17 protein-coding genes are annotated in these 13,132 nt (G+C 36.8%); 4 read left to right on the plus strand and 13 right to left on the minus strand.

Annotation, left to right across the window (positions count from 1 at the left end; all coding sequences use genetic code 11):
- Window positions 1–232: 232 nt before the first annotated feature.
- The 4 genes from msrA to P6936_RS02480 are packed head-to-tail and all read right to left on the minus strand — an operon-like array spanning window position 233 to window position 2,727.
- On the minus strand, window positions 233–718 hold the full coding sequence (gene msrA, locus P6936_RS02465) for a peptide-methionine (S)-S-oxide reductase MsrA (RefSeq protein WP_276880728.1): 486 nt from the start codon (window positions 716–718) through the stop codon (window positions 233–235).
- On the minus strand, window positions 719–1,156 hold the full coding sequence (locus P6936_RS02470; RefSeq protein ID WP_276880729.1) for a threonine/serine exporter family protein: 438 nt from the start codon (window positions 1,154–1,156) through the stop codon (window positions 719–721). It lies immediately after the preceding gene.
- Between the two features lie 9 nt (window positions 1,157–1,165).
- Window positions 1,166–1,951, minus strand: coding sequence for a threonine/serine ThrE exporter family protein (locus P6936_RS02475; protein WP_060929857.1), 786 nt, complete (start codon window positions 1,949–1,951; stop codon window positions 1,166–1,168).
- Window positions 1,952–1,959: 8 nt separating this feature from the next.
- On the minus strand, window positions 1,960–2,727 hold the full coding sequence (locus P6936_RS02480; RefSeq protein ID WP_276880730.1) for a J domain-containing protein: 768 nt from the start codon (window positions 2,725–2,727) through the stop codon (window positions 1,960–1,962).
- Window positions 2,728–3,170: 443 nt separating this feature from the next.
- On the opposite strand from P6936_RS02480, the gene P6936_RS02485 reads away from it, so the two are divergent.
- Window positions 3,171–4,007, plus strand: a complete 837-nt coding sequence (locus P6936_RS02485) for a sulfide/dihydroorotate dehydrogenase-like FAD/NAD-binding protein (RefSeq protein WP_276880731.1) — start codon at window positions 3,171–3,173, stop codon at window positions 4,005–4,007.
- On the plus strand, window positions 4,000–5,391 hold the full coding sequence (gene gltA / locus P6936_RS02490; protein WP_060929860.1) for an NADPH-dependent glutamate synthase: 1,392 nt from the start codon (window positions 4,000–4,002) through the stop codon (window positions 5,389–5,391). The genes P6936_RS02485 and gltA overlap by 8 nt, the downstream gene beginning before the upstream one ends.
- A gap of 88 nt (window positions 5,392–5,479) precedes the next feature.
- On the opposite strand, the gene P6936_RS02495 is transcribed toward gltA, so the two are convergent.
- Entirely contained in the window at window positions 5,480–6,316 is an 837-nt protein-coding gene (locus P6936_RS02495) for an aldo/keto reductase (protein WP_276880732.1), read from the minus strand.
- A gap of 81 nt (window positions 6,317–6,397) precedes the next feature.
- On the opposite strand from P6936_RS02495, the gene ymfI reads away from it, so the two are divergent.
- On the plus strand, window positions 6,398–7,123 hold the full coding sequence (ymfI, locus tag P6936_RS02500; protein WP_276880733.1) for an elongation factor P 5-aminopentanone reductase: 726 nt from the start codon (window positions 6,398–6,400) through the stop codon (window positions 7,121–7,123).
- Between the two features lie 420 nt (window positions 7,124–7,543).
- Here ymfI and P6936_RS02505 read toward each other — a convergent pair whose 3' ends face one another.
- The 8 genes from P6936_RS02505 to P6936_RS02540 form a co-directional block, all read right to left on the minus strand.
- Window positions 7,544–7,963, minus strand: a complete 420-nt coding sequence (locus P6936_RS02505) for an SH3 domain-containing protein (RefSeq protein WP_276880734.1) — start codon at window positions 7,961–7,963, stop codon at window positions 7,544–7,546.
- Window positions 7,960–8,736 (minus strand): tyrosine-protein phosphatase, encoded by a 777-nt coding sequence (locus P6936_RS02510; protein WP_276880735.1) that lies wholly within the window; start codon window positions 8,734–8,736, stop codon window positions 7,960–7,962. Before P6936_RS02510 ends, P6936_RS02505 begins: the two co-directional genes overlap by 4 nt.
- Window positions 8,737–9,390, minus strand: coding sequence for a CpsD/CapB family tyrosine-protein kinase (locus tag P6936_RS02515; protein ID WP_276880736.1), 654 nt, complete (start codon window positions 9,388–9,390; stop codon window positions 8,737–8,739).
- Between the two features lies 1 nt (window position 9,391).
- Window positions 9,392–10,087 carry a YveK family protein gene (locus P6936_RS02520; RefSeq protein WP_004837269.1) on the minus strand — a complete coding sequence of 232 codons (696 nt, stop codon included), beginning with the start codon at window positions 10,085–10,087 and terminating at the stop codon, window positions 9,392–9,394.
- Between the two features lie 626 nt (window positions 10,088–10,713).
- Window positions 10,714–10,935, minus strand: a complete 222-nt coding sequence (locus tag P6936_RS02525) for a DUF2922 domain-containing protein (RefSeq protein ID WP_004837268.1) — start codon at window positions 10,933–10,935, stop codon at window positions 10,714–10,716.
- 14 nt (window positions 10,936–10,949) lie between these two features.
- Window positions 10,950–11,141 carry a hypothetical protein gene (locus tag P6936_RS02530; protein ID WP_004837267.1) on the minus strand — a complete coding sequence of 64 codons (192 nt, stop codon included), beginning with the start codon at window positions 11,139–11,141 and terminating at the stop codon, window positions 10,950–10,952.
- 86 nt (window positions 11,142–11,227) lie between these two features.
- Window positions 11,228–11,917 (minus strand): peptidoglycan amidohydrolase family protein, encoded by a 690-nt coding sequence (locus P6936_RS02535; RefSeq protein WP_276880737.1) that lies wholly within the window; start codon window positions 11,915–11,917, stop codon window positions 11,228–11,230.
- A gap of 20 nt (window positions 11,918–11,937) precedes the next feature.
- Window positions 11,938–12,114, minus strand: coding sequence for a hypothetical protein (locus P6936_RS02540; protein ID WP_156440783.1), 177 nt, complete (start codon window positions 12,112–12,114; stop codon window positions 11,938–11,940).
- A gap of 375 nt (window positions 12,115–12,489) precedes the next feature.
- On the opposite strand from P6936_RS02540, the gene P6936_RS02545 reads away from it, so the two are divergent.
- Window positions 12,490–13,002 carry a sigma-70 family RNA polymerase sigma factor gene (locus P6936_RS02545; RefSeq protein ID WP_276863718.1) on the plus strand — a complete coding sequence of 171 codons (513 nt, stop codon included), beginning with the start codon at window positions 12,490–12,492 and terminating at the stop codon, window positions 13,000–13,002.
- The last annotated feature ends 130 nt before the right edge of the window (window positions 13,003–13,132 follow it).

Here is a 13,132-nt window from a genome sequence, read left to right on the forward strand (position 1 = left end):
CGTTTTTTGTTCTGGCTTATTCATTTACATCTGACTTTTGTCTGATGCGTGATTTTTTTTGTTATCCTTTATTTCAAAAGAATTTTAGGTTATGTTATTGTCTATTTAATTTGTTTGGTTCTTGTGTCAGCTCTTGCCGACTAATACATAATACCATGTTTGATTATGCCTGTCAAATTTTTTATAAAAAAATCAAGACGAGTTTTCCCATCTTGATTTTTTTATTTAAAGTCTAGATTTTAGGCTTGTCTGATAGCTTTATGTGACAGTAGCCCAGAGGATTTTTCTTTAGGTAATCTTGGTGATATTCTTCTGCTTTTACATAGTTTTTTAGTTTTTCTACTTGGATTTGTATTTTTTCTTTTTCATTTTTTTGTTTGTCTTCAAGAAATTTCCTAGCAATTTGTAAAGTTTCTTCATCTTCTGCATAGATTCCTGTCCTATATTGTCTGCCCCTATCATTTCCTTGCTTGTCTATGGAAAAGGGATCTACTATGTAGTAGAAGTATTCTAGGATTTCTTTTAGACTTATTAGCTCGTCATCGTATGTTATTTTTACTGTTTCAGCATGGTCTGTTGTTTTTAGGTTTTCATAGTAAGTTTTCTTCGTTTTGCCATTGGCATAGGCAGTTTCTGTTTCTAAAACTCCCTTTATGCTAGAAAAATAGGCATCTACTCCCCAAAAACATCCCCCTGCTAGATATATTATTTTTTTCATTTATTTTTTCCTTCTTCTAAAGTTTTTGATATTTGTTGAAAATGATGTGGATAAGAGAATACCAAAGGCTATTGAGCCTGCAAGGGCCATGGCCTTGAAAAGGCTTAGTAGTACCATATTATTTTCATTGTCAATAAAGTATTTCATCGTGTTAAATATTGCTTCTCCCGGGCAGAGGTTTATTACTCCTGGTACTATAAAGATTATAGCTGGATACTTAAATATTTTGGCACAGTATTCTGAGATTAGAGCAATCACAAAGGCTGAAACGAAGGTTGCCATATAGGCAGAGCCTGTTTTGTTTGTTATATATCTATATATTACCCAGCCTATTCCTGCATTTAGGCAGGATATGAGAAGGGGCTTTCTCGGTGTTTGAAATACTAGGGCAAAGCCTATTGCACAAATAAATGATATGATGAATTGATAGCTATACATTTATCCTCCTTATAAGAAGTAGCTTACTATTGTTATTGGCATAGCTACGCCTAGGGCTAGGGCAGTAGATATTAGTATGGCAGTGGTAGCACCTGTCAAGCCACTTGTAACATCTCCACTCATCAAGTCCCTCATAGCATTAGTTAGGGTTATCCCCGGCAAAAATGCCATCATTGAAGCTATAACAATTTTGTTTGCTTCTATGTCAGCTAAGAAATACCTAAAGGAAAGGGTCATTACACCTACTACTATTCCTGCTATAAAATTTACCAAAAAGAAACCGAATTTCGCCTTTTGGAATTGAAAGCTTATTATGTAGGATACTAGGCCAACTATAAAGGAAATAAGCATATCTGTAAAATTTCCATCAAGCATCAAAAGGAAGGCAGCTGAGGATATGGCAGAGCCCATTACTTGCATCCAGTAGGGTTGACCTGGGTCTTTTTTTATTTTTTGTAATTCATCCCAGGCATCATTGAGGGTGTATTGGCCATTGACAAAGTCCCTTGAAAATGAATTTACCTTGTTTATAAAATAAAGGTTGTTGGTTCTTGATTTTACCCTTCTAATGTTGGTGTGGATTTCATCGTTAAAGGAAAAAGATATTACTATTACATTGGTAGTTGAATATACATCTACGTCTTTGATATTTTTCTTTGACCTTATTATCCTTTCAATTGTATCTTCTACCCTATAGACTTCTGCTCCATTGGCAAGCATTATTGCCCCCGCATTTGAGGCAATTTCTGAAAGGATTACTGCCTTATCGAGGCTAGTTATTGCTTCATTTACCATAAAATCTCCTAACTATAAGTAGACTTGTATTTGTTGATATTTGCCTCTGTTAGAAATTCGTAGGCATCATTTATTTGCTGGAATTTCTCGGTTGCACCTTCTTCTTTGTTGATATCTGGATGATATTGCTTTGCAAGCTTCCTATAGTTTAGTTTTACTTGATAGATATCAGTTTGATAATTAAGACCAAGAGTATCACATGATCTTTCGTATTTTTCTTTAAAGCCTAAGTCGTTGGTCATGTTAGTATAGGATGAACCTGTATCATAAGATTGCCAGTCGCCTTGGTTGAAATTTGTGTAGCTAAAGCCCCTAAAGATTTCTTCAAATCTTCTATTCATCTCTTCTTGACTAGCTCTTGCGGCTTCTTCTGCTTGTCTTCTTCTTTCCTCTTGCCTTTCAAACTTGTACTTGTTTGAATAATCAGAAAGGCTATCGAAGCCCACTTTCTTTCCTGTTATTAGGCTATCTGCCCTATCATACATCCATTCTGTAAGAGTGTAGTTGCCATATTTGAGCATAGAAATAAATTTAGGACCTAGGATTGGTATTATCAATATTATAAAGATGACTGTCCACAATTTTCTCGGTATAGCCAAGGCTATGAAGGGAAAAAAGACAAAGCCGGAGCAGCCAAATATAAAGACTAAAAACAACAATTGCCTTATTCCTTCAAAGGTCATGGTTATGACATTCATAATATTTATTAAAACTGTAAAGATATTTCCAATAAGGCTTGCGAATCCATGCAAGATTTTGCCGAAAATTTTTGCCATATATACTCCTTTTCTATTATTTCATTATACAACTTTAAGTCCTAAAATCATTGCACCTTGAAAAGTTTGTTAATAAGCATTTTTATATTTGGATAAAAAAAGACTGTGGCTATGCTAAGGGTAGTCCTAGCCTTATATATTTTCTCAAGCAAGTTTTGGATAAGGACCTCTCTTTTGTTGTCTAAGGCACTTATCGTTTCGTCAAGAATTAAGCTAGGAGAAGTAAGAGTCGCTAACTTATGCTAGTAAAAGATGCTAAGATTTTCTTGTGAGGTCTATAGTAAGGAATAAATTTTTTAAGTAAATACTTGTTGGAATATTGCTTTTTCTTTTAAAAATCGCCCTCTTTCTTAGTTATCACATACTCTACTATTTACTAAATATTTTGCATCATTATTGTAAAATAGTAGATGATTTGATATTATATTACGAGGAGGAAATTTATGGCACGAATTATAGAAAAAACCAATTTGAATGAGAATACAATAAAATTTGTTGTCAAGGCTCCGCTTATAGCACAAAAAGCCTTGCCAGGTCAATTTATTATTCTAAGGCTAGACGAAAAAGGAGAAAGAGTTCCTTTTACCATATCTGAAACAGATGAAGAAAACGTTACAATCATTGTTCAAATCGTAGGTGGCACAACCATGAGAATGGACAAACTAAAGGCAGGAGATGGCTTCCTAGACTTCGTTGGACCACTAGGCAAGCCAACCGATCTTGACGATCTTAAAGGAAAGAATATATGCGTAGTAGGCGGTGGACTTGGTACAGCTATTGCTTATCCTCAAGCCAAATACCTACATGAGCTAGGCGCCAATGTAGATGTTATTATGGGCTTTAAGAACAAGGACATTATCATCCTTGAAGACGAATTAAAAGCTTGTTCAGACAATTTGTACATAACTACAGACGATGGCTCATATGGTAGACAAGGCTTCGTAACCCAAGTCCTTGATGATCTAATCAAAGAAGGCAAAAACTACGATCATGTCTTAACCATAGGCCCTGCTATAATGATGAAAAATGTAGTAGGAGTTACTAGACCATACGATATTCCAACAACTGTATCCATGAACTCAATCATGGTAGATGGAACAGGCATGTGTGGTTGCTGTAGACTAAGTGTAGGTGGCAAGATGAAATTTGCCTGCGTTGATGGACCAGACTTTGATGGATTCTTGGTAGACTTCGACGAAGCTATGAACAGAGCTAGAAACTATGTCACAGAAGAACGTGAGCATATTTGCAATATAACTGGGGAGGTAAGACATGGCTAAATTCAATATGTCCAAAACTAAAGTTCCAATGCCAGAACAAGACCCAAATGTAAGAAATAAGAACTTTGATGAAGTAAGCTTGGGCTATACACTTGAAATGGCTAAGGAAGAAGCGACAAGATGCGTCCACTGCAAGAACAGACCTTGCGTTTCTGGTTGTCCTGTTGGAGTACAAATCCCAGAATTTATCAGCCTTCTCCTAGAAGACGACCTAGATGGAGCCTACGAAAAAATCGCAGAAACCAACAACCTTCCAGCTATTTGTGGTAGAGTTTGTCCGCAAGAAAACCAATGTGAAGGAAATTGTACTAGGGGAAGAAGAGATGAACCAGTAGCAATCGGTAGACTCGAAAGATTTGTAGCTGATCATAGAAATAGCAAAAATTACAACAAGCCAGTCGAAGTAACCAGCAAAAACAAAAAAGTTGCCGTTGTAGGAGCAGGTCCTTCTGGACTTTCTTGCTCAGCCGACCTCGCTAAGCTTGGCTACAAGGTAGTAATGTTTGATGCCTTCCATACAGCTGGAGGCGTACTAATGTATGGAATCCCAGAATTCAGACTTCCAAAAAAATTAGTTCAAACAGAACTTAAAAACGTAATAGGTCTTGGAGTAAAACTTCAAACCAACACCATAGTAGGAAGAACCATGTCCCTAAAAGACCTCTTCGACCAAGGCTTCGAAGCAATCTACCTATCAACAGGAGCAGGACTTCCAAAATTCCTAAACATACCAGGAGAAAACCTCAACGGGGTCTACTCAGCAAATGAGTTTTTAACAAGAATGAACCTAATGAAGGCCTACAAGTTCCCAGAATACGACACACCAGTCCACATAGGAAAGAAAGTCTGTGTAGTAGGTGGAGGAAACGTAGCAATGGATGCTGCAAGATCTGCCAAAAGATTGGGAGCAGATGTAACAGTAGTCTACAGAAGAAGCTTCGAAGAAATGCCAGCTAGACTTGAAGAAAGCCACCACGCCAGAGAAGAAGGAATTAACTTCTTAAACCTTCACAATCCAGTAGAAATCATAGGCGAAAATGGCTGGGTTAAAAAAGTAAAAGTAGAAAAAATGGCCCTAGGCGAAGCTGACCAATCTGGTAGAAGACGTCCAGTAGCAACTGGCGAATATGAAGAAGTAGAATTCGACTCTGTAATAATTTCAATAGGTCAATCTCCAAACCCACTTATCAAACAAACCAATGACGATATCGACACAGAAAGCTGGGGCGGAATCATCATAGACGATACAACAATGACCACCAAAGACGGAGTATTCGCAGGAGGAGACGCCGTAAGTGGTGCTGCGACAGTAATACTTGCCATGGGTGCAGGCAAAAAAGCCGCAGAAAACATAGACAAATATCTCCAAGCAAAAGACAAATAAAAATAAGACCTCCCTAGAAGAAATTCCTTCTAGAGGGGTCTTTTGCTTTAAATCAACACAAAACTAATAAAAAAGTAAGACATGCTAGCTACATATGTCTAATTTTTTCTAGCCAATCTTGATCTAGGGGATCCTGAGAGAATCTTTGTCTCCTATCAAGACTTGCCAATACCTTCATATCACCATCATCCAAGGCGAAGTCGAATATATCTATATTCTCCTTTAGCCTATTTGGATGAACTGATTTTGGTATAACCATAGTATCTTGATTAATATTCCACCTCAAAGCTATCTGGGCAGGGGTCTTGTTATACTTATAAGCTATATCTTTTAGGATAGCTTCATCTAAAAGACCTCCCCTAGTCCTTGCTAGTGGGCTCCAAGCCTGGTGTTTGATATTCTTTTCCCTAAGAAAAGCTCTAGTCTTTCTATCTTGCAAGAACAAATGACTTTCTAATTGATCCATAGATGGAGCCTCTCCCACTTCCAATAACTTTTCCACTTGCTCTGGCATAAAATTGCAAACCGCAATAGACCTTACTATCCCTTGATCCTTGTAGTCCATAAAAACCTTCCAAGCCTCATCAAAATCCTTGCCAAACCAATGAAGATGGATAACATCAATATAATCAGTCCCAAGCTTCTTTAAAGATTCATCAATAGATCTCTTAGTCTTATCAAGTCCATAGGCAGATGGCCAAACCTTAGTTGCAAGCATATAATCAGCCCTCTTCTTAGAAGAATGACTAAGTGCCTTTCCTATATATTCTTCATTATTATAAAAACTTGCTGTATCAATATACTCATAGCCTAAATCGAAGGCCGCATTAATAACCTCATCTATAATCTTCTCATCTTCAATCTTGTAAGTCCCCAAACCAAGGGCTGGGACCCTCAAGCCGTCATTTAGTGTGTAATATTTCATAAAAACTCCTTTACATCTATAATATATTCATACCCAAAGTCTCCTATATTAATAAGATAAGCAATGTGATAAAATAGTAATATGAAAACAGTATTAATAACAGGCTCTTCTCGTGGCATAGGCAAGGCCATAGCAAGAAGACTCAACCCAAACTACAAAATTGCCATTAACTACAGGGAAAGTAAGAAAGCCGCATTATCCCTCCTAGAAGAACTAAGACAAACAAATCCCTATACCATAGCCATAGGAGCAGACGTCTCCAAAGAAGACCAAGTAGAAGAAATGTTTGCCACCATAGAAAAAAACTTAGGAGCAGTCGACATCCTCATAAATAACGCAGGAATCGCCCACTACTCCCTTATCCAAGATACCCCCTATGAAAGCTTTCAGAAAATAATCCAGACCAACCTCGACTCTGTCTTTCTAACAAGCAAAAGAGCCGTAGGAAAGATGCTAGAGAAAAAAGAAGGAGTCATAATAAACATCTCCTCAATCTGGGGCGAAGAAGGCTCAAGCATGGAAAGCGCCTACTCTGCAAGCAAGGGTGCCATAAACAGCCTCACTAAATCCCTCGCCAAAGAACTTGCCCCAAGCAAGATAAGAGTAAACGCCATAGCCCCAGGCATAGTAGAAACCGACATGATGACAAAAGACTTCTCCAAAGAAGAACTAGAAGAACTAAAAAAAGAAGTAGGCATGGAAAGATTCGCCAAAGCAGAAGAAATAGCAAACCTAGTAGCCTACCTAATATCAGAAGAAGCCTCCTACATCACTGGCGATATAATAAATATAAATGGAGGATACTAGAAAAATATTCCTCCTGTAATTTCGAATGATACTTGCAACAAGAAACGAAAGTGAATTGATGGCAGACATACCTGTCATTCCTAATGGTTCTGGCCACAATGAACGCAAGTGAATTGATGGCAGACCTTAATCAAGGTTTTCGAGATGATCCGCTAAGGAGAATCCGAAAACTACTGTCGACAGAGAAATCGCAGATTTCGACGAGGAATCTGATTAGTTTATCTCAGACCTAAATAAATATATGACGTCAAAGAAAAAGATCCCTCCTCGAAAGCAAGCTTACTCGTTTGAGATGACATGGTGGCATACGGTGAATCTTACTAGTAAAATTAAGACCCAAACAAGCATATGGTATCAGAAAAGAGATCCATCTCAATTTTCCCAAAAGAAAAACCGTCAATTTCTTAACGGTCTTTTGTCTCATTTAATTTCTTCTAGCATGTCTTTTCTTATAAAACCTGTATTACCTTCAAAAGTAAGCTTTATCCAGTCTGCGTCCTCGCCCTTTGTTTCTTCTAAAGCCTCAAACTCACTTCCACCAGGAACAGCTACTAAGATATTGTCTTCCACAGTATTTGGCTCACTTCTCATATTTGTAGTATCTCTTGTCCTGAATTTTTTCTTTTTATTTTCTTCTTTTGCTGGCTTTTGTTTTTTTACTTCAGTCTTTTCTTCTGCTTTTTTATCCTCATTTGACTTTTCAGCCTTTTTTTGGTCTTCTTTCTTGTCAAAGACTGATTCTACCTGTATGTTCTTTGCTTGATAGTTATCTTCTTTTTTATTACAAGAGTTAAGACTCAATAGGATGATTGCAGATAAAAATATATATTTCAACTTCATCTTCTTCTCCAAAAACTAAATATGCTTCTTTTCTCTTTTTTATTATCTATTAAGATTTTTTCACGCTCACTTGGGATAAATTGATCTCTTAAAACAAGAGAAGGGTTACTCGTGCTTAGCTTATAGAACTTATCTTCTGATACAATTTTTAGAATCTCTTCCTTATATTCATTGATATAGGGATTTCTCCACTCAGATTGGTGGGCATCAGTAGCAATAAGATGAACCATATTTCTTTCTAATAAGCTTTTGATAGTTTCGTAGTTTGACTTAATAGATGAGTAGTTAACCTGAATAAGTGCACCCATTTTAATAAAATCTATTAGCCAATCAATATCTCTTGCTACATAAGGATACCTTTCAGCGTGGGCTATAATTGGCACATAACCATCCAGCTGAAGATTATAGAATAAGTCCTTCAAAAAATTAGGCTTATTCACAAAAGATAGCTCACAAAGGACATATCTTGTATCATTAAGCCTAAGAAGCTCTCCTGAGGCAAGCTTTTTCTCCATACCTACTTCAACTTGAATTTCATGACCAGGATAAATCTTAAAATCTAGGCCCTTTTCTTTTATCTTTTCATTCAATATAGAAACTTTATCTCGAATTTCTGATGCATCGACCATATATCTTGACCTATCAAAGTGGCTTGTAGCGATTATTTCGCTAAAACCAGACTTCATATACAAGTCAACCATAGCAAGACTCTCATCTATTGACCTCGATCCATCATCTACTCCATAGACTATGTGATTGTGTATATCTATCATCTAATAATAGTTCCCATACCTTTTATCTTTCATTGGAACATAGGTAAGAACTGCACCTAGAATGTGAGCGTCAACCTTTTTAAGATTATCCAAGGCCAAAGTTATATCTTCCTTCTTGGTATCAGAAGACTTGATAACAAAGATTACCCCATCACATAAGGTAGAGACTATAGAAGCATCTGTGAAAAGACCAACTGGTGGTGTATCAATAAAGACATAATCGTAAACTTCTGATAAATCTTCAATTAATTTCTTAAAAACTTGCGATGCTAAAATCTCGGCAGGGTTTGGTGGAACTGGACCTGTAAAAATCAAATCGAGATTTGCCTGGGCACGATCTTTGTTTATTGCCCTTTGTATACTAACCTTGCCTGTTAGATAATTAGTAACGCCAACATTATCATTAATTCCTGCTATCTCATAAAGAGAAGGAGATCTCAAGTCACAATCTATAAGGATTACCCTCTCACCATTATCCGCAAAAGACTTGGCGAGCTTATAAATAACTGTAGACTTACCCTCGGATGGCTTGGTAGATGTTACAGCTATAATCTTATTTTTCTTATCCAAGCTACTAAATTGTATATTTGTCCTAACCGAACGAATCGCCTCATCATACATAGAGGCACTATAATAAGTGTTTTTCTTACTCATACTAATTTCCTTGCTTTCTATCTGGCACAATACCAATGACTGGTATATCAAAAAACTCTGTAACTTCTTCTGCACTATTTACAGATGAATCTGCTAATTCCCTAAATAAGGCAACAGCCATACCAAGTACAAATCCTAAAACTAAACCGATAGCTGTGTTTTTTGCAATTTTAGGTGAAGAAGGCTCTTCTGGAAGGGTAGCTCCATCGAGAATCTGTACATTATCAACCTTCATAATATCGCCAATAGAACCCTTAAAAATATTAGCAGTTTCATTAGCAATATCCATAGCCCTCTCAGGAATAGTATCGACAACCTTTACAGAAATAATTTGTGTATCCTTCACAGGCTCAATAGAAACCTTAGAAGAAAACTCCTCATAATCCATATCAAGGCCTAGATTTTTAATAACCTTATCAGCTATACCCTTGGACTTAACAATCTCGGAATATGTAGAAATAAGAGCCTTATTGGCTTGGATTTGACCATAATCGACATTAGCTTGAGGGTTCTGATCATTATTTTGAGTAGAATTGCTTACGATCATAGTAGCATTAGAATCATACTTTGGCGTAATAATGAAGCTAGACAAAACAAAACTCAATGCTCCTATAACAATTGCAAATAAAAAAATCATAGGCAAATGTTTGACTAACTTCTTAGACAATTCAATTAAATCAATTTCTTGTTCATTCATTAATTTTCTCCTTATAGTAGTGTTGTTTACAAAAGTACATCTATATAATAGTTTATACTAAAACACCTTAAAATTCAACAAGCTTTTTACACTTTTTCTACAAAATTAAAGAAATATATAAAAATTTTGAAGAAAATAAATCCCTCCTCACCACAATGAATGCAAGTGAATCGTTGGAAGACCTACATGTCATTTCGATCGAACGAAGTGAGGAGCAATCTAACTAGTAAATCTAATAGCCAAGTAACAATAAGAAATCAAAGAAAAGATCCTCACGTCAGAAGCGAAGCTTCTTCCTCAGGATGACATGGGGGCGTTCGCTCCTCGACAGTAGTTTTCGGATTCGCCTTATAATATTAATGCTCATCTCGAAAAGCCTCGATTAAGGAGTTTCCACAATTCGTAAACTCATTGGGACAACTCCATTAACGATGACATGGGGCGTTCGCTCCTCGACGGTAGTTTTCGGGCTTAGCACTGCTTCGCCTCGCAAACTACCGTCGACAGAGAAATAGCAGATTTCGGCGAGAAATCTGACTAGTAAATCTAATAGCCTAGCAAAAAAACTCATTAAGCTCTCAACCCAGCAAAAAAGCCAGCTTTCGCTGGCTCTTCCTCTTTTCTTCTTATTTGTTTATCTTGTATTCTTTGATTTCAATTGTTTCTAGATAGGCTTTTACTTTTTTTGTTAGCTTACCATTTTTGGTGGCTAGGGAACCTGATGCTATAATTTCATCCATGGCCTTGTTTATGGCATTTTCATCCAAATTTCCTTTTGGCTTATCTATTGATATAATCCTTTTTGCTCCTTGTTCATCTGCAAATTGTAGTTTTAATACTTGATTCATATTCTATTTCCTCCTTATGCTAATTCACTTGTTACGATTTTCATGGCAACTTCTTTTTCTACATCCATTAGGCTAGTATAGGCTCTTACGAATTCCTTTAGGCTTTCATCTGATATACCTTTTACAAAGTTTGAGAATGTTTTTGATGCTTTCTTGATTTTTCCACTTAGCTTATCTGCCAATTCATACATAATTTTTACTTTCATTTTTTTTCTCCTTATTTTCTTATTTTGTAGGCCCTACACCTATATATAGAAAAATCTCTCAATTCTTCCCGATTTTTTTTATTTTTTTAAACATCTATCCAAGAGTTGCCCTCATCATCAGCGTAGGCAACATATCTTCTTAGGCCGCTTTCATTTCCTATATAGGATAGCCAAAAGTATCCATCACTTTTTACGAGAAGGTCGTAGTTTATGGTATCATCTGGATAGTAGTGGGTTACAATGTTACTTTTAGTCGTGGGTCTCTCCCTTACATTGCTAATGGCATGGACAAGGCCTCTTCCCTTTTTCCAAATCCCAAGCCTTTCATACTTACCATTTTCTATGGGTCTAAAGTATCTTTCCTCACAGGAACGCTTACAGTCGAGATAGTAGCCTATATAGGATGATTCATCATTGATTGATACACCATTGTTTGTGTAGTTACAGTGGATAATTGATCCCTTCCTTAGGAAAATCCCCGTATGGCCGTAGGCTCCAGCAGAGTGTCCCTCCACTCCTCTTATGAAAATGTCTCCCCTACGAACCTTGTTATAGTCATAAATTTCTGTTAGGACTCTCCCCCTTAGCTTGTAGAGGGATTCGGTATTACCAATCCTAGTTGATGGCGGAAGGAATCCCCCAGCTATTAATGAATAGTAGACAAAGGACGAACAGTCCATAGCTTCTGGCCCCAACCTTTGGGGATAGGCCATTGAATAGCTGACCCTGCCATGTTTGGACATGGCAAAGTCAATCATCTTGTCAATTTTAGTCATCTTACCTCCTTGACCCAGTCTTAGACTAGGCCGATTTTGCTTTTTATTTCCTTAGTATCTATCAATATCCTGTCTATCTTTCCATTGATTTGAAAGATTAAAATTAGACAAATGGCGACAGGAAAGCCAAGTTCACTAATTATTTTAATGATGTCCATAGTTTTTTCGGCATGAGGACGGTTTTTTGCTCTAGGCAAAATTTCGTCCTTTTCTTAAAAATCTATCAATGCAATCTCATTTAAGAAGACAAACTAAAAGGCATAAATCCTTAGTTGACTTAACTTAAATATCACAAAGCTATTCTCAAGAGATTAAGAAAGTGCGCCACTCCTTTCTTTAAAATTTTCTCCTTACTCTCGCAAGTATTAACCTCCTTTCACCTATATATAGAAAAAATAGGCTTATCTTTCCCGATTATCGGGCTTTTAGCCTTTAATCGTCTGTTTTATTTTTACAAAAGACTTTTAAGGTTTGAGTAAGAAACTATCAAGCCTTAGGCCGATTAAACTTTTTATGCCATTTCATTTATGATTATGATGTCGACAAAAGAGAGCTCTCGGAAAGGAAATATTATGAAAATAACTTTAGACAATTCTGAGAGAATAATGGCAGCTTACAAGCCACTGATACTTAAAACAGTAAAGAAATTCAGTGCCTTCGAAGAAGATGAGGCAATAGATGAAGCAAGGATGATCCTGATTGATGCCATAGGAAGCTATGAACAAGGAAGGGGAACTTTTGGTAACTATCTACAAAACAAGCTCCGCTACTACTTCCTAGACAAGGCAAAAGAGAAAAGACCGACTTCAATTTACGAAAAAAACGACAAGGGCGTAGAAATAATAGAAGAAATACCTGGAAAGGCTGACCTAGAAGAAGACCTAGTCCAAAAAGAAGAAGAGAAAAAAATAAGAAAAAGCTTGGAGAAAATCGATAAGAAAAACTCCCTCATCCTAAAACTAAAATACTACCAAGACCTAACAAACAAAGAAATAGGTCAAAAAATGAACCTCTCCCCAAAAACAGTAGCCAACCGCCTAAGTCTAGGAATAAAGGAGCTTAGGAAAGTATATCAAACTATATAAGTCACACAATTAATAATGGTCCTGACCACAATAAACGCAAGTGAATTGATGGCAGACCTTAATCGAGGCTTTGCGAGGTGAAGGTCGCTAGACCTGAGCCCGCAAACTACCGTCGACAGAGAAATCGCAG

Origin of the sequence: Anaerococcus tetradius (genome assembly GCF_947087635.1) — a bacterium.
In the GTDB taxonomy this organism is placed as follows: Bacteria; Bacillota; Clostridia; order Tissierellales; family Peptoniphilaceae; genus Anaerococcus; species Anaerococcus tetradius.

Excerpts from the sequence above, each read along its gene's own strand:
- P6936_RS02525 (WP_004837268.1), bottom strand. The coding sequence starts at position 10,935 with ATGAATCAAGTATTAAAACTACAATTTGCAGATGAACAAGGAGCAAAA.
- P6936_RS02545 (WP_276863718.1), top strand. The coding sequence starts at position 12,490 with ATGAAAATAACTTTAGACAATTCTGAGAGAATAATGGCAGCTTACAAG.
- P6936_RS02485 (WP_276880731.1), top strand. The coding sequence starts at position 3,171 with ATGGCACGAATTATAGAAAAAACCAATTTGAATGAGAATACAATAAAA.
- ymfI (WP_276880733.1), top strand. The coding sequence starts at position 6,398 with ATGAAAACAGTATTAATAACAGGCTCTTCTCGTGGCATAGGCAAGGCC.
- P6936_RS02515 (WP_276880736.1), bottom strand. The coding sequence starts at position 9,390 with ATGAGTAAGAAAAACACTTATTATAGTGCCTCTATGTATGATGAGGCG.
- P6936_RS02510 (WP_276880735.1), bottom strand. The coding sequence starts at position 8,736 with ATGATAGATATACACAATCACATAGTCTATGGAGTAGATGATGGATCG.
- P6936_RS02530 (WP_004837267.1), bottom strand. The coding sequence starts at position 11,141 with ATGAAAGTAAAAATTATGTATGAATTGGCAGATAAGCTAAGTGGAAAA.
- P6936_RS02505 (WP_276880734.1), bottom strand. The coding sequence starts at position 7,963 with ATGAAGTTGAAATATATATTTTTATCTGCAATCATCCTATTGAGTCTT.
- P6936_RS02480 (WP_276880730.1), bottom strand. The coding sequence starts at position 2,727 with ATGGCAAAAATTTTCGGCAAAATCTTGCATGGATTCGCAAGCCTTATT.
- P6936_RS02475 (WP_060929857.1), bottom strand. The coding sequence starts at position 1,951 with ATGGTAAATGAAGCAATAACTAGCCTCGATAAGGCAGTAATCCTTTCA.
- gltA (WP_060929860.1), top strand. The coding sequence starts at position 4,000 with ATGGCTAAATTCAATATGTCCAAAACTAAAGTTCCAATGCCAGAACAA.
- P6936_RS02470 (WP_276880729.1), bottom strand. The coding sequence starts at position 1,156 with ATGTATAGCTATCAATTCATCATATCATTTATTTGTGCAATAGGCTTT.
- P6936_RS02520 (WP_004837269.1), bottom strand. The coding sequence starts at position 10,087 with ATGAATGAACAAGAAATTGATTTAATTGAATTGTCTAAGAAGTTAGTC.
- P6936_RS02535 (WP_276880737.1), bottom strand. The coding sequence starts at position 11,917 with ATGACTAAAATTGACAAGATGATTGACTTTGCCATGTCCAAACATGGC.
- msrA (WP_276880728.1), bottom strand. The coding sequence starts at position 718 with ATGAAAAAAATAATATATCTAGCAGGGGGATGTTTTTGGGGAGTAGAT.
- P6936_RS02495 (WP_276880732.1), bottom strand. The coding sequence starts at position 6,316 with ATGAAATATTACACACTAAATGACGGCTTGAGGGTCCCAGCCCTTGGT.